This window comes from Streptomyces sp. NPDC021622 (genome assembly GCF_040640795.1).
GTDB lineage: Bacteria > Actinomycetota > Actinomycetes > Streptomycetales > Streptomycetaceae > Streptomyces.
On record NZ_JBFACK010000005.1, the window covers coordinates 158,122 to 178,903 of the forward strand.

General features: G+C 71.3%; 11 protein-coding genes. 3 read left to right on the forward strand and 8 right to left on the reverse strand.

All coding sequences use genetic code 11. The annotated features are described in order from the left end of the window. Positions 1-4: 4 nt before the first annotated feature. Genes AB0G47_RS11665 through AB0G47_RS11685 form a run of 5 tightly spaced genes read right to left on the reverse strand, consistent with a single transcriptional unit; the run spans position 5 to position 4,455 of the window. The gene (locus AB0G47_RS11665) at positions 5-955 is read right to left on the reverse strand and encodes an SDR family NAD(P)-dependent oxidoreductase (protein WP_360767261.1); all 951 of its coding nucleotides are present in this window, start codon (positions 953-955) and stop codon (positions 5-7) included. Positions 956-991: 36 nt separating this feature from the next. Continuing rightward, positions 992-2,008 (reverse strand): SDR family oxidoreductase, encoded by a 1,017-nt coding sequence (locus AB0G47_RS11670; protein WP_360767263.1) that lies wholly within the window; start codon positions 2,006-2,008, stop codon positions 992-994. Next, a complete protein-coding gene (locus AB0G47_RS11675; RefSeq protein WP_360767266.1) occupies positions 2,005-3,330 on the reverse strand; it encodes an FAD-binding oxidoreductase in 1,326 nt (441 codons plus the stop codon). The genes AB0G47_RS11670 and AB0G47_RS11675 overlap by 4 nt, the downstream gene beginning before the upstream one ends. A 13-nt stretch (positions 3,331-3,343) precedes the next feature. Then, positions 3,344-4,207 (reverse strand): cyclopropane-fatty-acyl-phospholipid synthase family protein, encoded by an 864-nt coding sequence (locus tag AB0G47_RS11680; RefSeq protein ID WP_360767269.1) that lies wholly within the window; start codon positions 4,205-4,207, stop codon positions 3,344-3,346. Further along, positions 4,204-4,455: an acyl carrier protein gene (locus AB0G47_RS11685; protein ID WP_360767272.1), complete on the reverse strand. Its 252-nt coding sequence runs from the start codon at positions 4,453-4,455 to the stop codon at positions 4,204-4,206. Before AB0G47_RS11685 ends, AB0G47_RS11680 begins: the two co-directional genes overlap by 4 nt. A 243-nt stretch (positions 4,456-4,698) precedes the next feature. Here AB0G47_RS11685 and AB0G47_RS11690 point away from each other — a divergent pair, with 243 nt between their 5' ends. From AB0G47_RS11690 to AB0G47_RS11700, 3 genes are all read left to right on the forward strand, one after another. Continuing rightward, the gene (locus tag AB0G47_RS11690; protein ID WP_360767275.1) at positions 4,699-5,715 is read left to right on the forward strand and encodes a 3-oxoacyl-[acyl-carrier-protein] synthase III C-terminal domain-containing protein; all 1,017 of its coding nucleotides are present in this window, start codon (positions 4,699-4,701) and stop codon (positions 5,713-5,715) included. A 57-nt stretch (positions 5,716-5,772) separates the two neighbouring features. After that, entirely contained in the window at positions 5,773-6,780 is a 1,008-nt protein-coding gene (locus tag AB0G47_RS11695; RefSeq protein WP_360767278.1) for an acyl-CoA desaturase, read from the forward strand. 77 nt (positions 6,781-6,857) lie between these two features. Then, entirely contained in the window at positions 6,858-8,495 is a 1,638-nt protein-coding gene (locus AB0G47_RS11700; RefSeq protein WP_360767281.1) for an AMP-binding protein, read from the forward strand. Positions 8,496-8,566: 71 nt separating this feature from the next. Here AB0G47_RS11700 and AB0G47_RS11705 read toward each other — a convergent pair whose 3' ends face one another. Genes AB0G47_RS11705 through AB0G47_RS11715 form a run of 3 tightly spaced genes read right to left on the reverse strand, consistent with a single transcriptional unit; the run spans position 8,567 to position 20,776 of the window. Next, positions 8,567-9,679 carry an alpha/beta fold hydrolase gene (locus tag AB0G47_RS11705; protein ID WP_360767284.1) on the reverse strand — a complete coding sequence of 371 codons (1,113 nt, stop codon included), beginning with the start codon at positions 9,677-9,679 and terminating at the stop codon, positions 8,567-8,569. Continuing rightward, positions 9,676-12,612 (reverse strand): thioester reductase domain-containing protein, encoded by a 2,937-nt coding sequence (locus AB0G47_RS11710; protein WP_360767287.1) that lies wholly within the window; start codon positions 12,610-12,612, stop codon positions 9,676-9,678. The genes AB0G47_RS11705 and AB0G47_RS11710 overlap by 4 nt, the downstream gene beginning before the upstream one ends. After that, positions 12,605-20,776, reverse strand: coding sequence for an HAD-IIIC family phosphatase (locus AB0G47_RS11715; RefSeq protein WP_360767289.1), 8,172 nt, complete (start codon positions 20,774-20,776; stop codon positions 12,605-12,607). The genes AB0G47_RS11710 and AB0G47_RS11715 overlap by 8 nt, the downstream gene beginning before the upstream one ends. Positions 20,777-20,782: the final 6 nt, after the last annotated feature.

Below are 20,782 nucleotides of genomic sequence, written 5' to 3' on the forward strand. Positions count from 1 at the left end.
CGCATCACTGCTGCGGCTGTCCGGTGGCGCCGACCACCTTGTTGAGCCGGTGCATCCGCGTGGCCAGACTCATCCGGCCCTCCAGACGGAACGCCGGGGGCCGCCGCCCGTCCACGTCGTCGAAGCCGTACTCCGCCGCGAGATCGCCGGTGCTGAGCACCTTCCCGGACCGCTCCATGACGTCCGGGTCGGCGAGCAGCAGGCAGATCGCCCGGCCCACGTACTCCGGCGAGTGCACCACCGAAGCGGGGCCGCTGCCCATCGCCTCCCACGCCGCCTCCACCCGCTCCGTGCGGACGAAGCCCGGGTGCAGGGAGAGCGCAGCTACGCCGCGCTTGCGCAGATCGGATGCGAAACCCCGGCACATGCGGTCGGACGCCGACTTGAATACGTCGTAGCCGACCTGGCCGAGATAGATGTCCCCGTCGGAGAAGCTGATGCCGACGACCAGGCCGCTCTGCTGCGGGATCATCAGCGGGGCCAGCCTGCGCGTCACGTCGTACTGCGCGCGCAGCGAGCGCTCGAAGAGGTCGTAGCGCCACATCGGCTGCTCCCAGAAGGCCGCGTCGAAGCGGACCTCGGAGGAGCGTTCGTAGCCGCCCCAGGCGTTGTTGACCAGCAGGTCGAGGCGGCCCTGGTCGGCGCGCACCCGCTCGGCGAGCGCCTCGTTGTCCGCCTCCACGCCGTGGTCGCAGCGCAGGGCGATGCCCTTGCCGCCGCGCCGGGTGACCTCGTCGGCGGTGTCGTCCACCGTGCCGGGCAGGCCTTCGGTGCGCTCACCGTCGCGCGTGCTGCGGCCCGTGACGTATACGGTCGCGCCCGCCGCACCGAGGGCGAGCGCGATGCCACGGCCCACACCACGGCTGGCCCCGGTGACCACGGCCACCTTGCCGCCCAGATCCGGGGGGTTCCAGCCCTCGTTCACTGCAGTGTCCTTCCGTTCGCGTTCGTTCACGTTCGCTCCGGCCCGCTGGCCGGTGTGCCGCTCGCGCTAGCCCAGGTGCGCCGCCGCGTACTCCAGGCTCGTCAGGTAGGCCGCCGTGTCGTCGACGTGCCGGATGCCGTAGCGCTCTCTCAACTCCGGCATGGAGGTGGGCAGTACGCCGCCGCTGCATCTGGTGACCTCGCTGACGTCGCGCAGCACGGAGAGGTACGAGCGGGTCATCGGGGCGGTGGACGCGATGGCGTCGGGGTCGAGCTCGTCGGCGTTCACCACGGGCGGCAGGGACAGGGTGCGGCCGCGCTCGGCCGCGTGCTTGACCAGGAGCTCCAGACAGGTCTCGATGTCCATCGCCTCGGGGCCGTACGTCACCCAGAACTCGCCCTGGTCGTCGCCGAGTTCGATGGCGCCGAGCACGGCGCGGGAGAGCAGGTCCTGCGGTACGAAGTCCATCCGGATGCCCGGGTGCGCGGGGATGAAGGGGGCCCTCCCCCGGCCGAGCCAGTCCGACATGAGCTGCACGATCTGGCCCTGCGACGTCCAGCCCGTCGACGAGTCGCCGATGAGGTTGGTGGGCCGGAAGACGGTGTGCGGCACGCCGCTGTCGCGCAGGAGCTGTTCCGCACGCTGCTTGGAGCGGATGTAGTTGCGGCAGACGTTGTCCGCGCAGAGCTCCACGGGCGCGGTCTCCGCGAGCGCCGCGACGAAGGCGGTGCTCATGAAGTGGACGGTGGCGCCCGCCTGTCGGGCGAAGTCGATGACGCGGCGTGTGCCCTCGATGTTGATCGGTTCGTAGCGCTCGGCGGGCAGGCCCCACTCGGTCAGGCCCGCCGAGTGGATGACGACGTCGACCTCGCCGGCCAGCGCGGCATAGCTGTCCGCGTCGAGCCCGAAGCGGTCCGCCGTCATGTCGCAGCGCACCGTCGGCCCTGTCGCCTCGGGCACGGGAGCGCTGTGCGACGCGGCGATGACGCGTGGCCCTTCCCCGTCCCGCGCGTTCTCGCACAGGACGGAGCGGCCGACGACACCGGACGCCCCGGTGAGCAGGACGGTTCGACGTGCGCTCATGCGCGGGACTCCTTCCAGTCCATGAGCCGCGCCACGGCGCGGGCGCCGACGTAGAGCGCGGGCTCGGGCGGGAAGGAGGCGGGCGGCTTGCGCCGCTCGTCGTCCACGAAGAGCAGCCGGGAGTAGTCGGTCTCCTTGCCGAGCGCCAGGTCGCGCAGGACCTTGCCGCCGGTGTGGGTCGCCGCGATGCCGTTGCCGCAATAGCCGTACCCGTAAAGGATGTTGCCGCCGTTCAGGGTGCCGAAGTGCGGGGCGTAGTCGCGCACGACATCGGCGGTGCCGCCGTACGCGTACGTGAACTCGATGTCGCCCCACATCGGGAAGAACCGCAGGAACTCCTGGCGGATGGCGCGGTAGACCTCGGGGCGGTTCATGTTGCGCTGGCGCTTGTCGCGGCCGTAGTAGTACGGCGCGGGGCCGCCGGCGAACATCAGCCGGTTGTCGTGGGTGAAACGGGCGCAGGTCAGCAGGGACTTGGCCTCGACCAGGCCCTCGCGCCCGGCCCACGCGACGCGGGACAGCTGCTCGTCGGTGAGCGGCTCGCTGACCATCGCGTACGTCCAGATCGGCACGACCTTGTTGCGGAACGGCGGGAAGGCGTCCATGTGCACATTGGTGGCCAGGACGACCTTGTCGGCCCTGACCCGGCCGCCGGCCGTCACGACGGTGGGCCGCACGCCCGGCTCGACGCGCAGGCAGGGCGACTTGTCGTAGATCGTCACGCCCTTGTCCCGTACGACGCGGGCGATGCCGCGGGCTAGCTTGAACGGGTTCACCAGGGCGCCGCCGGTGCGCATGCTCGCAAGGACCGCGGGCGAGCCGACGATGTCCTGCGAGTCCTGGCGCGACAGGATCTCCGGCTGCGCGGCGCCCATCCGCTCGGCCAGGTCGCGGTCGTGCTCGAGGCGCTTGAGCTGGGCGGCGTCGGTGGCGACCATCAGGTAGTCATTGGCCTCGTACTCGACGTCGACGCGGTTCCTGCGGGCGAATCTGCCGATTTCCAGAATCGACCTGCCGACCGCCTTCGAGGCGTCGAGTGCACGCTGCAGACCGAATTCCTTGACCAGTGCTTGAATGTCTTTGCCGATGGTTGGCGTGACAAATCCGTCGGCGCGGCCCGAGGCCCCGTATCCGGAGTGGTTGGCCTCGACGACACGGATGTCGAGTGCGGGCTCCGCTTCCTTGAGGAAGTAGGCGGTCCAGAGCCCGGTGAATCCGCCGCCGACAATGCACACATCACATTCGACGGATTCCCGCAGCGGCTCCCCGAGAGTCACCGGCTCCGTGTCGTGCCAATACACGACGTGCTTGTACGCGTTCAAAGTTACTCCCCGGTCACACGGCTTCGAGGATGATGCGCGACAGGCCCAGGTGACGGTTGGCGAAATGCCCCACCGTCGCGCCCAAGTACCGCTCGTAGTTGGCCACGTTCTCCTCGCCCGCGCACTTCACGGCCTGCTCGCGGTGGGCGCGCAGACGGTTCAGCCACTCCTGGCAGGTCCGGCTGTAGTGGTCCGGGTCGTTGCGCAGCGAGACGACGTCGAAGCGCTTCTCGCCGGCCTCGATCACTTCCGACAGCGCCGGAATCTCGGACTCCGGAAAGATGATGTCGATGATGAAGAGCAGGTCGCGGACGGTCTGCCGGTCCATCCGGACGTTGTTGCCCTTGATGTTCGTCTGCAGCGCGAGACGTCCGCCCTTGGGCAGCCAGTCCCGGCACCGCTCGAAGAACTCGCGGTACGCCGCGACGCGTTCGGTCCGTGACAGGCCGGTGCGGGCGAAGTGCTCGAAGGCACCGATGGAGATGATGGCGTCGTAGCCCTCTTCGGGCTCGTGGTCGAGCCAGTTCTCCACCCGAACTTCCGTGCGGGGCAAGGCGAGTTCACGCAGCCGCTCCGCCTGGCTCTCGCTCAGCGTGAGGCCGACCGCCTGCTGCACGCCATGGGTGTGGACGAGCCTGCCGAGCAGGCTTCCCCAGCCGCAGCCCACGTCGAGGACCCGGCGGGCGCCGCCGGCCCGCGCGCCCTCGATCAGATGGTCGAGCTTGCGCTGCTGCGCGCTCTCCAGGGTGTCGCCCTCGTCCCACAGGGCGCACGTGTAGGTGAGATCCGCGTCCAGCCACAGCGCGAAGAAGTCGTTGGAGACGTCGTAGTGGTGCTTGATGGACTCGGCCGTCGCGCCCCGGTAATCGGTGGTCACGCCGCGGCGCTGCCCTGCTTGGTCTCCTCCGCCAGCTTCACCAGGTCGGCGACGGTCTTCACACTCGCGGCCCGGCTCTCGTCGAACTCGATCTCGAGGTCGTCCTCGATGCTGTAGACGATGTCGGCTATTTGCAGGCTCGAAAGACCCACCGAGTCGAACGAGGTCTCGGCGTCGAGCGTAAATGAATTCGCTTTGCTGCCGAGCTTCTTGGCGATGCGTGCGCAGACCTCTTCAGCAGTGATCACAGGGCAGCCTTTCCGCTACGAGTGATGGATTGCCTGAGAATTAATGAGCCGCCGTCCGGGATCCAGACTCGGGAGCAACGACCCTACCGAGGCCCGTCGACGGACCGCCATTGCCCTTTAGGGCATTGCCCTCGCCCGATCCGGATGCTGCTGGCGGAAAGGGGGCGCGAGGTGTTTTCCTTACTCCGAGCCATCTCTCCGACTCATCTCTCCGACTCATCCGACAGCTCCGAGGAGACTGTTATGCAGCCCGTCGGCATAGTCGACTTCGGGAGCTACCTGCCCGAGAAGGTCGTGGGCCCCGAGTTCTTCCTGGAAGAGAACGCCCCGGTGGACCCGCTCGCCAACACCCCGCTGTTCCGCGTGCCGCCGGCCCGCCACCATGTCGCCCCGGACGAGCGGGCGTCCGACATGATCGCGAAGGCGGCCCGGCCGCTCTTCGAGCGGCTCGGCAAGGAGCCCGCGGGCCAGGTCGATGTGCTCCTGACGAACGTGCTGCTGCCCGACGAGCCCTTCATGGGCGTCGGCGCCCAGGCCGCGCACCGGCTCGGCATCGACCCCGAGTGGATCGTGGACCTGCACAACGGCGGCTGCGCCTCGTTCATGTACATGATCCAACTGGCCCGGAAAATCATGGCCGACGGCACCGCGCGCACCGCGCTGATCGCCAATGTGCAGAACACCGCGGGCCAGATGTTCGCCCAGTCCGACGTGCGCACGCAGTCCCACGCGGCGATCCCCGGAGACGGCTGCGGGGTGGCCTATCTGGAGGCCGGCGGCGGTTCGCCGGTGCTCGGCGTACGGACCCGCAGCATCCCCTCGTACGCCGACGATCTCGGCCTTTCGGCCCCCGACGGCCGCAAGTACTGGGAGCCGGGCACCGGTCAGACGGACATCAGGTTCGACGGCACCAAGACGGCCGAGATCCTGGAGCGCGGCAACAGGCTGGTGCCCGAGCTCGTCTCGGAGCTCTGCACCGACCTGGACGAACAGCCGTCGCTCATCGACGTGCTGGTCACCAACCAGCCCAACCGGATCTTCCTGAAGAACTGGCGGCAGGCCCTCAAGATCGACGCCGAGCGCCACTTCGACACCTTCGACCGGTTCGGCAACCTCTACGGGGCCGCCGTGCCCATCACCCTCGACCAGGCGGCGCGCGCGGGTGACCTGCGCGACGGCGACCTCGTCGTGATGTCCGGTTTCGCGCACGCCGGAGACTTCGCCGCCGCGGCGGCCGTGCGCTGGAACGCCCCGAACTGAACAGCGCCCGCGCCACCCGCACCCACCAGTCAGTCAACTCCCGGAAGTGAGAGGCACATGGACGGCAGGAAGCATCGCTGGTTCATTCTCGGAGCGTCCGTCATACCGCTGATCGCCGTGTTAGGCGCCATGGCGCTGCTCTGGAACAAGGTCTTCAGCTGGTCGGACGTCGTCGTCCTGGTCATCATGTACGCAATCTCGGGCTTCGGCATCTCCACCGGCTACCACCGCATGCTCACCCACCGGTCGTTCGAGACGTACAAGCCCATCCGGGTCGCGCTCGCCACGGCCGGCGTCATGGCGGGCCAGGGCCCGCCGCTGATCTGGGCGGCCCACCACCGCAAGCACCACCGCGTCGCCGACAAGGAGGGCGACCCGCACAGCCCGCACCTGGACTTCGAGCCGGGCTTCAAGGGCACGATGGCCGGTCTGTGGCACGCCCACCTGGGGTGGCTCTTCAACGTCAACCTCACGTCCGACCCGATGCGTTACTGCCCCGACCTGGTCCGCGAGAAGCCGCTGCGCTGGCTGAGCGAGAACCTCCTGCTCGTCGTCGCGGCCAGCGTCGTGCTGCCCGGCCTGATCGCGTTCGGCATCACCGGAGGCTCCGTCCAGGCGGGCCTGACCGGCATGCTCTGGGGCGGCCTTGTCCGCATCTTCCTGATCAACCACATGACGTACGCGGTGAATTCGATCGGTCACGTCTTCGGCCGCCGCCGCTTCGAGACCACCGACGAGTCGCGCAACGTGGCCTGGCTCTCGATCCCGTCGTTCGGCGAGGCCTGGCACAACAACCACCACGCGTTCCCCCGCTCCGCGCGGCACGGCATGAAGTGGTACGAGATCGACCTCAGCGCCATCCTCATCTGGAGCCTGGAGAAAACCCACCTGGCCTGGAAGGTCGTCCGCATCGACCCCGAGCGGATGACGATGCGCGAGGCCAACATCAGCCGGGTCAGCGGCAGTTCCCTCGACAAGAAGGAGCTCCTGGAGAGCCAGCAGAAGCTCGCCCCCATGGCCGAGCGCGGCCGCGACTCCGACACCTCGCTCGTGGACGTGGAGTAGCACGGGCGACGGCGCACATCAGCAGATCCGCAGATCCACAGATCCGCAGAAATGCAGAGAAGACGGGGAACACGTACATGCAGTTCTTCAACGCCCTGACCAACCCGGCATCGCACGGCGTGCTGCACGAGTGGACCGGCGACGAGTTCGCACACACACCCTGGCGCGACGTCGTCAAGGACGCGCACGGCATGGCCGCCCGGCTGCGCACCCTCGGCGTCGGTCCCGGCACCCGGGTCGCCACCATCCTCACCAACACCCCTGATGCCGTACGGGGGTTGCTCGCGATCTGGCTGGCCGGCGGCGCGGTGGCCTCGCTGCCGCTGCCGACCAGGGGCCAGAGCCACGAGGCGTACGGCGAACAGCTCGTCGCCCTCTCGGCGCGGCTCGACCCGACGCTCCTGCTCCTCGACGCATGGCTCACGGCCATGGTCCCGCAGGAGCTGAGCCGGCACCTTCCGGTGCACGGCTGGCCCGCGCCGGACAGCGCGGCTGCGGGCTCCGGACGCTTCGAACCGAGCCCGCCGGGCCCTGACGACGTGGCGTTCATCCAGTACTCGTCCGGCAGCACGAGCACCCCCAAGGGGTGCGCCCTGACGACCCGTTCCATCGAGCAGCAGCTGCAGATCATCCTGCATCTGACGGGCGGCAGGCCCGGCGCGGACACCGTCGCGTCATGGCTTCCGCTCTCGCACGACATGGGGATGTTCGGCTGCCTGCTGTACTCGTGGGCGTACGACTTCGACTTCGTGCTCTCATCCCCCGACCGGTTCGGGATGGCCCCGCGGACCTGGTTCCGTGACATGTCGGAGTACGGGGCGACGATGACGGCGGGCACAAGCACCGCCGTCTATCTCGCCGCCCGCGCGCAGGGCCGCGGGACGCTCCCCAAGGAGCTGCGGCTGCGGGCCGCGGTGATCGGCGCGGAGCGGGTCGACTGGGACACCCTCGACGCGGCCACCGAGAAGTTCCGGCCCTTCGGCCTGACCGACACCGCGTTCCAGCCCGCGTACGGCATGGCGGAGGCGACGCTCGCCGTGACCGGGAAGCCCTGGGACCAGGCGCCCAAGGCGCTCGCCTTCGACGGGCCCGCGCTCGTCGAGGGCGTGGTGACCGAGGTGGCGCCGGACCATCCGCGGGCGACCCGGCTCGTCTCCAACGGCCCTGCCCTGCCCGGGGTTTCGGTGTGCGCGGGCGACTCCGGCACGATCGCCGAGATCGAGGTGGCCTCGCCGAGCCTGGCGAACGGCTACTACGCCGACCCCGAGCGCACGGCCGCCCGCTTCAAGGACGGCCGGCTGCTCACCGGCGACCTGGGCTTCCTGCGCGACGGCGAGTTGTACGTCCTCGGCCGGGCCGACGACATGCTGTCCGTGGGCGGGCGGAAGGTCTACGCCTCGGAGATCGAGTCGGCGGTCGACTCGCTGAAGAACGTACGCAAAGGGTGTGCGGCGGTCGTCGACGCGGGCGACTCGGGCATGACGCGGCTCGTGCTGATGCTGGAACCGCAGGGCAACCCGCGGGACTTCCGGCCCATCGCGGAGGAGGCGGCGTCCCTGGCGATGGACCGGGCCGGGGTCGCCCTCGCCGAGTGTCTGTTCCTGGCGCGCGGCGTGCTGCCGAAGACGCCGAGCGGGAAGATCCAGCGGTTCCGCTGCCGGGCGCTGCTGGATGACGGGCTGCTCGATCCGGTGGCGCGGGTGACGTTCGCCTGAGTTTCGCCTGATGCGGAGCACGACGGCCCCTGCTTCCCGACCCGAAGGCCTGGAAGCAGGGGCCGTTCGTGTCACCTCGCGGCGTTCACGCTCCGGCACTCGTCGAGGAAGTCGACGATGTGGCCGAACACGTCAAGGGCCGCGTTACGGCCGATGAACGTGTCGAGGTGGCCGTAGCCCGGCACCTCGACATAGCGGACGTCCATGTCCGGGTAGCGGCTCGAAAGCACCTCGTGGCAGAGCTTGTTGGAGTCGTACCAGAAGCGGTTGTCGCTGCCCGAGAGGAGCAGCAGCGGCGCCTCGTACTTGCCCGCGTTGTCGAGCGCGTTCTTCGGGAGCGCGTCGTAGCGGCCGTCGGCGTCGTTGAACCGCAGCATGGTGTGGGCCAGTTCGATGCCCCGCAGATGCGGCAGGATCCACATCGGCACCGTGCCGTACAGATCGGCGAGACGGTCGTGGGTGACGTCGTGGAGGTTGTCGTGCTCGAAGAGTGAACCGCCCACGCCCCACGAGTCGTTGTGCAGGATCTGGCAGTTGGGGTCCTTGCACTCGGCGCCGAGCGAGACCTCCGCGAAGATCAGCGAGTGCTTCGACCACAGGCCCACCTTCTTGAAGTCGGTGGGGATGTTGACGAAGCGGGACCGCAGCAGCTCCCCGCCGAAGTGCAGCCGCGCCCGCGTCTTCCAGGACATCTTCGGGGTGAGGAAGACGCCCTGCGCGACGACTCCGGCGAGGCCCGGCACAAGACCGGCCGCCATGCTCATCGACAGGCACATCGCGCCGATGCAGTGCGCGACGACCAGCAGATCGCGGCCCTCGATCCGCTCCTTGATCAGCGACACGGCCTCCGGTATGTCGTAGAGCGCCACGTCGTCGAAGCTGTAGCGCACCCGGCCCTCGTTGTACGGAAGCCGGCAGCTGCCGCGCCAGTCGAGCAGCCAGGGCTCGTAGCCGGCGTCCAGCAGCACGTCGACCAGGTTGCGGGTCTCGGGCAGCGTGAACATGTCGGCCGACGCGGTGAGTCCGTGCAGGACGAGCACGGCCGGGCGGTCGGTGGAGCCGTCCTCCGGAGCGATCCGGCACAGACCGAGCTGCGTGCCGTCGGACGCGGTGAAGGGGATCTGCTCGACCCTGTCGCCGAATGCGGAGTGGAGTGGCCTCAGCGCCATCGGGCTCAGCGTCATCGGGTCTGCTCCCTCTTGATCATCAGCTTCCTGATCTTGCGTTCCAGCTTGCCCTTGTCCCGGTCGATCGCGTCCTTGCGCAGGTCGAGGAGTTCGGCCCCCGCGCGCAGGGTCGGCTCCGCGAGCCCCATGCCCACCTGGACGAAGAACCACGAGAGCCACGCCAGCTTGGCGAGCCGCTGCTCCTGCGGCGTCAGCTTCGGGTCGACGCGGATCCCGTCGATCTGGTCCGGGACATAGCTCTTGGCGGGCACCTTGACGACACCGGCCAGGCTCGCGGGCTCGCCCTCGCGGCCGATGGTGACGTCGATGGTCCGGGTCTGCTTCCAGAAGTCGCGGCTTGCGCGGGCCGTCTTCCAGCCCTCGAGCCACCAGCGGCCGCCGTCCCTGTCGACCAGGACGAGGCGGTAGCGGAGCAGCGGATGGTCGCTGCCGTGCTGCAGCGGGACGCCCTCGTCGGGGCGGACCCAGATCTCGCCCGCCGCCACCGTCAGCGGCTCCGGGTGCAGCCGCTCGCAGGTCACCTCGCCGCGTACGTCGATCTTCCGGTGCCGTACGACCTGATACATGCTCGCGATGGACAGCGTGAGCGCCATCCGGCACTTGGTGTCGCGGTCCTCGCCGACCGGGCCGACATGGCCCTTCGTGCGCTCGCGGAACGACAGGTAGGGCGGGTCCTCACGGCTGGGCAGCCGCGCGATGCCGTCCTTCGCCATCCGCTCGAAGGCCTTCAACTGGGCCTGGGAGCCGTACCGTTCGGCCATCGGGAGGCGGTGCCTTGCCAGGAACGCCTCGGTGCGCTCGGAGCCGGCCTCGGGGCCGAACATCAGCGCCTCGAACAGCTTCATCGCGGTGGGGCTGCTCAGGATCCGGATCAGGAAGTCGAGCTCCGGCACCGGCTCCGCGGCGTGCCGGCGCAGCAGGTCGTCGCGCCAGTCCTGCCAGCCGGCCACCCGCACGTTCATCCCGGCCAGCTTCATGTCCTTGACCAGTTCGGGCAGCGTCTCGGCGCGGCCGGTCAAGTTGTAGTTCTGGCCCCATGCCTTGGGGTCGAAGACCACCGCGGCCGCGGTGCGGCTGATCCAGTCGACCGGCGCCAGGTTCATGAACTTGAAGGCGGGCACGGTCCGGTAGCGGGAGAACGCCCCGATCAGGCCGGTGCTGAGGTCGCGCGGGTTGTAGACGCCGGTGCGGGTGTGGCCGCCGATGGCGCCGGGGCGCAGGAACGTCACGGTCAGGCCGTGTTCGCGGGCCCGCCGCAGCACGGCCTCGGCGGCCCACTTCGACTTGTCGTAGCCCGCGAAGAGCCGGTCGATGTGGGCGACCGGGTCGTCCTCGCCCATCTTCTCGATGCCGACCTCGTTGAACACGGCGACGGACGAGATGTGGTGCAGGGGCTTGGTCCGCCCGGTCATCGCCAGCTCCGCGAGGACCAGTGGGCCGATCACATTGGTCTGCCGCAGCGAGGGGTAGCCGCGCAGGAAGTCGACCGCGGCGGCCACGTTGACGATCGAGTCGATGTCCTGGGCCAGGCTCTCCCAGCGGTCCTGCGTCAGGCCGAGGCGCGGCTGCCGCAGGTCGGCGGCGAGCACCGTGACCCGCCGCCGCACCTCGGACGACCACGGCTGGTCGAAGCCGGCCAGGGCGTCGGCGAGGCGCCGCTCGGCGGCCGCGTCGTCCGCGGCGCGCACCAGGCACACCACATGGGCGTCACCCTGCCGCAGCAGGTCGAGCAGCATGTGGCTGCCGAGGTAGCCGGTGGCCCCGGTGAGCAGGATCCGGCGCGGGACCACGGCATCGGCCTGCCGGCTGAAGGGCAGCCGGTCGGCAAGCGCGAGGTCGGCCAGGATCATCTCCAGGTCCTCGTGCAGGCCGTCGGCCCGCGGGGCGGCGACGACGGTGGTCGGCTCGATGACCGGCGGTGCGGCGGTGGCGGCGGTTGCGGTGGCCGCCGGTGCCGCGGTGGCCGCCGGTGCGGCGGTGCCCGCCGGTGCCGCAGTGGCCGCCGGTGCCGCCGGTGCCGCCGGTGCCGCCGGTGCCGCCGGTGCCGCGGGCGCGCTGCCCGCGGCCTCGACGGGCAGCCCTGCCGCCTCGGCCCAGCGCTGGGCGATGCGGCGGGGGCGGGCGTCCGCGAAGACGTCGTCGAGGCTGACGCTCACGCCCAGTTCGCGGGCCATCAGCGCGACGAGCTCGACCGCGTCGACCGACGAGAGCCCGGCGTCGAACAGGTCGGTGCCGGTGTCCGTCGCGCTGCCCGGCAGGAAGCGGGCGGCGCGCGCCGCGATGTCCGCGGCGAGCTGTTCGACGCTGCGGTGTCCCGTGGCCTCGGCGGCCATCGAGCTCCCGGTGGCCGCCGGGCCATCGCCGGCCGTCGAGCCGTCGCTCGCCGTCAGGCCATCGCTCGCCGTCAGGCCATCGCTCGCCGTCGAGCCGTCGGTCGCCTTCAAGCGCCTGCCCGCTGTCGAGCCGTCGGTGGCCGCCGAGCCCTCGCTCGCCTTCAGACCATCGCCCGCCATCAAGCCGCCGGTCGCCGTCGAGCCGGCAACCGTCGGCCCCTCGCTCGCCTTCGGGCCCTCGCTCGCCGTCGAGCCCCCGCTCGCCTTCAAGCGCCCGCTCGCTGTCGAGCCGTCGGTGGCCGTCGAGCCCCCGCTCGCCTTCAGACCATCGCCCGCCATCAAGCCGTCGGTCGCCGTCGGGCCGGCAACCGTCGGCCCCTCGCTCACCTTCAGGCCCTCGCTCGCCGTCAGGCCATCACTCGCCGTCGAGCCCCCGCTCGCCTTCGGCCCCGCCGCGGCAGCACCGGCCGGCCTGCGGAAGCGGGCGAGGAGGTCGGAGGCCTGGGCGCGGACCGGGCCACGCCGTTCGATCACCTCTTCCTCGGGCCGACGGTTGACACTGCGGTTGCGGCTTGTGCCGCTGCCCGCCTCAGACATTGCTGACCTCCGCTGCGATTTCCGATCCGGGGTTCCAGGAACGGAACTCCCGGAGTTGCGCCAACGCCACCGTCGTCTCCAGGCGCGGTGCCTCGACCTCGCCGCCGCCGAGCCGCGAGACCAGGCGACGCGCGGGGATGTTGCGGGGCGTGTTGTCGGCTATGAGGCGCACCGTGCCGCACCCGTTGGCCTCGGCCCGGTCGGCAAGCCACTGCAGCAGCCGGTCCTCCACGCCGCGGCCGAGCACGCGGCAGCTCATCATCCAGGCCACCACTTCGAGTGCGTCGCCGTCCGGTTCGACGGCCAGGACGCCGATCTGTCCGTACGCGCCGAACCGGTCGCGCGCGGTCGCCGTCCACACCTCGCCCTCCTTGCCGAGCCGCTCCAGTTCGGCCGCGTCCAGGGGACGGGGCCGCAGGTTGAACTGGTTGGTGCGGCGGCTCAGTTGGATCGTCCGCTCCGCCGTCTCGGCGGAGACCGGCTCGATGTCGAGTTCGAGCTGGAGGTCGGCCAGGAACTGCGCGAAGCTCATCTGCGCGCGGGCCTCGTCGCGCACCTGCTCCTGCTGGTAGAACGCGGCACGGGCGGCGTCCTCCGCCGTCGCCGCGCGCGGCACCACCGGCCACAACCGGCCGACGAAGTCGCCGAGTTCACCGGCGCTCGGGCAGGTGACGCAGAGCACCTCGGGCAGTTGGGTGCGCACACCGGCGATCTCTACGGGGTTGTCGTCGAGGAACAGGAAGCTGTCGAGGCCGAGCCGCAGCTCCTCGGCGATCTTCACGATCCGGGTCCACTTCGGCTCCCACGCCGCGGAGATCGCCGCGAAGTGCTCGCGGTGCAGCGGGCTTTCGGCCCTGTCGAGGATGCGGTGCACCGTCTCCTCGTCGTTGTTGGAGACCAGGGCGAGCAGTACGCCGGCCTCCCGCCACTGCAGCAGCCGCCGGGCGAGCAGCGAGCGGCCCCCGCCGAAGTCGACGTTGTCGGGGCCGATCTCACCGGCCACGCCGCTCCACAGCGTCTCGTCGCCGTCGACGACGATCACCTTGGGGGCGCGGCGGCGGATGTTCCAGACGGTGTCGGCAAGGCGCAGCGCGACGACGGCCTGGAACTCGTCCCGGAACGGCAGATGGGCGACGTCGTCGGTGTGAGCGTCGAACACGTCGTCCAACGGGTACTCGTCGTCGCCCCAAGAGTCCGACGCCAGCACGGCGATGCCCGGCCGGTCTTCGAGCTGTTCGGTCACCTTCCGCTCCCAGGCGCGCAGCCGTTCGTCGTCGGAGCGCTCCGGCAGGAAGGCCACGACGAGCGGCTTGCGGGTGCGGTCGGCGAGGGCGCGCAGGGCGGCCGGGTACTCGTCGGCGAGCTGGTCGAGCAGTCCGCTGCTCCCGTCCCCGTCCCCGTCCGCGAAGCGCGTCAGGTCGCAGGGCCGCAGCAGGACGAGGCCCGCGGCGGTCGACGGCTCGGCGAGGACGCTGCCCGGGTCGTGCAGGCTCGCCAGGACCTGGTGGTACGGCGCCTCGGCCACCTCGAAGGGGCCGCCGTCGACTCCGGTGTCTTCCAGCGCGACGGACAGCATCGCGGGGAGGTTGCCGAGGGAGAAGGTGGCGGCGACGGCGATCTGGCCGCGCTGTTCGGGCTGCTCGGGCTGTTGGGACTGGCCGACCGGTTCGGGCGCGGACACCACAGGCGATCCTTCCGGCAGCGCGACGAAGGTGTCGGGCGCGTCGGCGATCTCGGCGGCCAGCGCGAGGAAGTCACGCCCGAGGCCCGCGCAGCTCGCCTCGTCGAGGACGTCGACGTTGTACTCGAGCCCGACCTTCCCGAGGCCCGGCATCACCGTGACCATCAGATCGAGGTCGGAGTGTCCGGTGCCCGCCGGGACGATCCGCAGGCCTTCGGCGGCGCCCGCCTGCGGCGGCATGTAGTTGAAGTAGACCTCCACCAGCGGTGCGTCCTTGCGGTACAGGCCTTCCTGGACGAGGGCGGACATCGCGTCGAAGAACGTGACGCCGCGCTCCAGGACCCGGCTGAGCCGGCTGTCGGTGCGCCGAAGCACGTCGACGGCGGTCTCCCCCGGCTCCACCTGTGCGGCGTACGGAATGGGCAGGCCGAAGTAGCCGACCGCGTCGAGCGCGTTCACATGCAGCCGGGTGTCGACGGGGACCGCGAGGACGAACCTGTTCCGGTCACGCACCCGGGCGAGGTGCACCGTCAGGACGCCGAGCCAGAAGGCTGCCGGTGTGATGCCGAGGCGGTTCGCCCGTGCGGCCACCCGCTCCTGGAGGTCCTGCGGCAGGTCCGCCAGATGCATGGCCGAGCGGAACGACCGCTCCGCGGGCCGCGGCCCCGCCAGTTCCAGGTCGAGGCGCCCGGCCCCCGCGAAGTCCGCACGCCAGTCGGCGGCGGGGCTCCGCTCGTCCGCCGGGCGCGCGGCCTGCGCCCGCAGCAGCAGATCGATGTCGCGGTTGGTGACGGCAGCCGGCGGCTCGGTGCCGCCGAGCCCGGCCCCGAGGCCGTGCGCCACCAGCATCAGCGAGGCCAGGTCGGAGACCGCGTGGTGCGCGCCGAAGACGAGTACCTGCTCGCCCGACGGGTACGCGAGCAGCTCGAACCGCCACAGCGGGGCGAGCGCGAGGTCGAACGGCGGCTCCATCAGCTTGCGCAGCCGATCGTCCACGTCCGTGCCCTCGTCCACCGCCGACCAGCGCACCAGGTCGCCCGCAAGGGACCGGTGGACCTCCAGCTGCTGTCCGCCGTCGGCGTCCTGGACGATCGCGGTGCGCAGCGCGGCGTGCCGTGCGGCGAGCGAGGCGATCACCTCGGTGAGGCGGTCGCGGGTCGTCGGGGCGGTCAGCCGCACGGCGAGGCCGATGTGGTGGGTGACGCTCGGCGTGCCGTGCTGCTCGGCACGGAGCAGCCGTACGACGTCCCGGGTGGCCGGATGGCGTACGACCTCCGCGACGTCCTCGGCGTCCGTGTCCTGGCCGGATGCGCCGTCCCCAGCGACGGTCTGCCCGGCGCCCGCGATGAGCTGGTCGGCGATGCTCTCGACGCTCGCGCCGTTGAACATCGACGCGACCGGCAGGGCCTGGCCGAAGTCCGACTCGATCAGGCTGCGGATCTGCATGGCCATCACGGAGTCGAGGCCCTGGCCGACGAGCGGCGCGGCGACGTCGATCTCCTCGGTGCCGAAGCCCATGGTGCGGGCGATGCGGTACCGCAGCCGGTCGGTCACCGCGTCGCGCGAGTCGAGCGCCACCCGGCCTTCGCCGCCGGCGGGCCGCCCCGATCGGGCCACGGCGACACGGCGGCGCGGCGGGAAGAGCCCGGCGAGCAGCGGGGGCAGCAGGGCCGGTTCGGTGGTGCGCAGGACGGGCTCGTTGAGGGCGGCCGCCAGGAGCAGCGCGTCGTCCGCGTCCCGGGTGAGGGCGGCGTCCAGGAGCCCGAGCCCCTGTTCGGTGCCGAGGGCGGCGATCCCGCCGCGGTTGATCCGCTCCAGGTCGGCTTCGCCGAGGTGTCCCGTCATCCCGGTCGCCTCCGCCCACAGGCCCCAGGCGAGGGAGAGGCCGGGCAGGCCGGCGCCGCGGCGCTGCCGCATCAGGGCGTCGAGGAAGGCGTTGGCGGCGCCGTAGCTGCCCTGTCCCGCTCCGCCGAGCACGCCCGCGAGCGAGGAGAAGACCACGAAGGCGGACAGGTCCTCGCCCGCGGTCAGTTCGTGCAGATGCCAGGCGGCGTCGGCCTTGGGCCGCAGCACCGTGTCCAGGCCGTCCGCGTCGATCGATTCGATGACGCCGTCGTGCAGCACTCCGGCGGCATGTACGACGGCCGTCAGCGGATGCCCGGCGGGCACCGCTTCGCGCAGCGCCCGCTCCAGCTGGCCGCGGTCGGCCACGTCACAGGCGCGTACGGTCACCTGCGCGCCGGCCGCGGTGAGTTCGTCCCGCAGCGCGTCGATGCCCTCCGCGCCGGGGCCGCGCCGGGAAAGCAGCAGCAGATGCCGGGCGCCGTGTCCGGCGGCGTGCCGGGCCACCTGGGCGCCGAGCCCGCTCGTACCGCCGGTGATCAGGACGGTGCCGGTGCCGAGGGCCGCGGCCGCGTCAGCGGCCGGTTCCGTCGGCTGCCGACGCAGGACGGGCACGTACAACTTCCCGTCCCGGACGGCCAGTTCAGGCAGTCCGGCCTGCAACGCGCTCTGGAGAACGTCCTCGTCGAGGTCGCCGTCGACGTCGACGAGGAAGACACGGCCGGGGTTCTCCGCACGGGCGGCCCGCGCCAGACCCCACACAGGCGCGTGCGTCAGGTTGACGGCGCAGCCCGGCTCCTCGGCGCCGGTCGACACGGCCCGGCGGGTCAGCACGACAAGGCGTTCCGATGCGGGCCGCTCCCCCGCGAGCCACTCCTGCATCTCGCGCAGCGTCGCGTGCAGCGCCACCCGGGCCCTGGTCGCCTCGTCACCGGCGTCCGGCCCGGCGTCGGCGGCGTTCAGAAGCGTCACTTCCGGAGCGCTCGCCCCGGCGTCCGCGTCGCCCTCGTACACGGACCACTCGACGGAGAGCAGCGCGTCCGTGCTGCTGTCCGGGGTGGCGAGATCCCCGGCCGTCACCGGGCGCACAAGGAGCGAGTCGATCCGGGCGACCGGCGTGCCGGACGCGTCGGCCGCCTCCACCGTGAAGGTGTCGGCGCCGGTGGGGGCGATGCGCACCCGCACTTCGCTCGCGCCGCGGCCGTGCAGGGTGACCGCCCCGAAGGAGAAGGGCAGCGGCGTACGCCCGTCGAGGCCGTCCACCGCGGCGGCCTGGAGCGCCGCGTCGAGCAGGGCGGGGTGCAGCCCGAACCGCTGGGCCTCCTCCGCCTGCCGGCCGGGCAGGGTGACCCGCGCGAGGATCTCGTCGCCGAGCCGCCATACGTCGGACAGGCCCTGGAACGCCGGGCCGTACTCCAGACCGGCGGCGGCCAGGGTGTCGTAGTGGGCGTCCACGTCCAGGCGCTCCGCGTCGGCGGGCGGCCACGCGGTGCCGTACAGCGGCCCGGTGGTCTCCGGCCGCACCGCCCCCTCGTCGGAGAGGACGGCACTGGCGTGGTGCGTCCATTCCGCCGTGCCGTCGGCCCGGTGGGACCGGGAGTAGATGTCGAGCGGGCAGCCGTTGCCGTCGGCAGCACCGACCTGCACCTGGAGGTCGACCTCGCCGTGTTCGGGCAGGGACAGCGGGGCGTGCAGCGTCAGGTCCCGCAGGGACGGGCAGCCGGCCTCGTCGCCCGCGCGAAGTGCCAGCTCAACAAAGGCGGTTCCGGGAAGCAGCACCGTGCCGAAGACGCCATGGTCCGCGAGCCAGGGATGCGTGGCCCGGGATATCCGCCCGGTGAGCACGATGTCGTCGCTGCCCGCGAGGCGCACGGCCGCGCCGAGCAGCGGGTGCCGCACGGCGGCCAGACCGGCGGACCCCACGTCGGCGGTCGTGGCGGCGGGCTGCCAGTACCGTCGGCGCTGGAAGGCGTACGTGGGCAGCTCGACGGGACGCCCGCCTTGAAGCCACGGCGACCAGTCCACGTCCACCCCGGCGACGAACACCTCGGCCAGGTTCTGCAAAAGCCGTGCCTCTTCGCCCTCTTCACGACGGAGGGTGCCGACCGCGGTCACTCCGGCGGTGCGGCTGTGGTCGGCGTTCTGGCTCACGGCGCCGAGCAGGACGGGGTGGGGGCTGGCCTCGACGAAGACGCGGTGCCCGGCCTCCAGGAGCGACGTCAGCGCCGCGTCGAACCGGACGGTCTGACGGAGGTTGGTGAACCAGTACTCCGCATCCATCGACGCCGTATCGATCACCTCGCCCGACACCGTTGAGAACAGCGGGACTTGACCGGTGCGCGGCTTAATCCCATCGAGTACGTCGAGCAGTTCGGCCTTCAAGTCCTCGACCTGCGGCGAGTGCGAGGCGTAATCCACGGCGATACGACGCGCCTGGATGCCGTCGGCCTCACAGCCCGCCATGAACGTGTCCAGCTCGTCCGGAGCACCGGACACCACCACTTGCTCGGGACCGTTGACCACCGCGACCTGAAGCCCGTCCGTCAGACGCCCGATGACCTGCGCCTCGGGGGCCAGGACAGAGACCATGCCGCCACGCCCCGACAGCCGCAGGATCGCGCGACTGCGCAAGGCCACGACACGCGCCGCATCGTCCAGGGACAGACCACCGGCGACACACGCGGCGGCGATCTCACCCTGTGAGTGCCCCACCACGGCGGCAGGACGCACGCCCAGCGACCGCCACAGCTCAGCCAGCGACACCATCACCGCGAAGAGCACTGGCTGCACCACATCAACCCGCCGGAAGGCCTCCTCGTCACCTTCCCGCACGACATCCAGCAGCGACCAGCCATCCACGTACGCATCCAAAGCGGCAGCACACTCCGCCATCCGCCCAGCGAACACCGGTGAAAACTCCAGGAGTTCACGCGCCATGCCCACCCACTGCGAACCCTGACCAGGGAACACGAAGACGGCACCACCGGACGCACCGGACCGCGCACGCCCTTCAATCACGCTCGTGCCGGGGCTGCCCGCCGCCAACTCTCCGAGGCGCGCGGCCAGTTCGGGTCCGTTGGCGCCGAGGACGACAGCCCGGTGCTCCAGGGTGGCCCGGCCGTGCACCAGGGAGTGGGCCACGTCGCGCGGGTCGAGTTCGGAGCCCTCGGTGACCCGGGCGAGCAGCCGGGTCGCCTGTTCCGCGAGCGCCGCCTCGCTCCGGCCCGAGAGGACCCACGGCAGGGCAGCACCATCCCGCACCGCCGGGTCGGCCACGGGCGGCGCTTCCTCCACCACCGGTGCCGCTTCGATGATCACGTGTGCGTTGGTGCCGCTGTAGCCGAAGGACGAGACGCCGGCCCGGCGCGGGCGGTCGGTCTGCGGCCACGGCCGGTTCTCCGTGAGAAGCCTGACCTGGCCCTCGGTCCAGTCGACGTGCTGCGAGGGTTCGTCCACGTGCAGGGTTGACGGCAGGACGCCGTGCCGTATGGCCTGCACCATCTTGATGATGCCCGCGACACCCGCCGCGGCCTGCGTGTGACCGATGTTGGACTTCAGCGAGCCGAGCCACAACGGCCGGTCCTCGCCCCGCCCTTGGCCGTACGTGGCAAGGAGCGCCTGCGCCTCGATCGGGTCGCCGAGCGTCGTGCCGGTCCCGTGTCCCTCGACGACGTCCACGTCGTCGGCCGTGAGCCGCGCACTGGCCAGGGCGTCCTGGATCACCCGCTGCTGCGCCGGGCCGTTGGGCGCCGTCTGGCCGTTGGACGCGCCGTCCTGGTTGACCGCGGTGCCGCGGACGACCGCGAGGACCCGGTGGCCGTTGCGCTCGGCGTCCGAGAGCCGCTCAAGGACAAGGACACCCACGCCCTCGCCCCAGCCGGTGCCGTCCGCGGCCGTGGCGTACGACTTGCAGCGGCCGTCGGCGGCGAGGCCGCGCTGGCGGGAGAACTCGACGAAGACGCCGGGCGTGGAGAGCACCGTCACGCCGCCGGCCAGGGCCAGCGTGGACTCGCCGTCCCGCAGCGAGCGCACCGCCTGGTGCAGCGCGACGAGGGACGACGAGCATGCCGTGTCGACCGTGACGGCGGGGCCCTGCAGGCCCAGGGTGTAGGAGACGCGTCCGGAGACGAGGCTGCCGACGCTGCCGCCGCCCGGGTCGTAGTCGTGGTGGAAGGAACCGGCGAAGACTCCGGTGCGGCTGTCCTTGAGGGTCTGCGGGTTGATCCCCGCGCTCTCCAGGGCCTGCCACGAGGCTTCGAGCATCAGGCGCTGCTGCGGGTCCATGCCCTGCGCCTCGCGCGGGGTGATCCCGAAGAACGCGGGGTCGAAGTCGGCGGCGTCGTGCAGGAATCCACCGGAGCGGGTGTAGGTCTTGCCGGGGTTTCCCGGCTCGGGGTCGTACAGCGCGTCGACGTCCCAGCCGCGGTCGGCCGGGAACTCGCCGATCGCGTCCTGTCCCTTGACGACGACGTCCCAGAGGTGGTCCGGCGACGACACGCCGCCGGGCAGCCGGCAGCTCATGCCGACGATCGCCACGGGCTCGTCGCGGCGGCCCTCCACGGCCTGCAGCCGGCCGCGTGTGACGTGCAGTTCCTCGGAGACCGCCTTGAGGTACTTGAGCAGCTCGTCTTCGGTGGGCATGAAATC

Bases quoted from the DNA above. Each gene is read 5' to 3' on its own strand.
- AB0G47_RS11670 (WP_360767263.1), bottom strand. From the start codon at position 2,008: ATGAGCGCACGTCGAACCGTCCTGCTCACCGGGGCGTCCGGTGTCGTC.
- AB0G47_RS11690 (WP_360767275.1), top strand. From the start codon at position 4,699: ATGCAGCCCGTCGGCATAGTCGACTTCGGGAGCTACCTGCCCGAGAAG.
- AB0G47_RS11695 (WP_360767278.1), top strand. From the start codon at position 5,773: ATGGACGGCAGGAAGCATCGCTGGTTCATTCTCGGAGCGTCCGTCATA.
- AB0G47_RS11700 (WP_360767281.1), top strand. From the start codon at position 6,858: ATGCAGTTCTTCAACGCCCTGACCAACCCGGCATCGCACGGCGTGCTG.
- AB0G47_RS11705 (WP_360767284.1), bottom strand. From the start codon at position 9,679: ATGACGCTGAGCCCGATGGCGCTGAGGCCACTCCACTCCGCATTCGGC.
- AB0G47_RS11710 (WP_360767287.1), bottom strand. From the start codon at position 12,612: ATGTCTGAGGCGGGCAGCGGCACAAGCCGCAACCGCAGTGTCAACCGT.
- AB0G47_RS11715 (WP_360767289.1), bottom strand. From the start codon at position 20,776: ATGCCCACCGAAGACGAGCTGCTCAAGTACCTCAAGGCGGTCTCCGAG.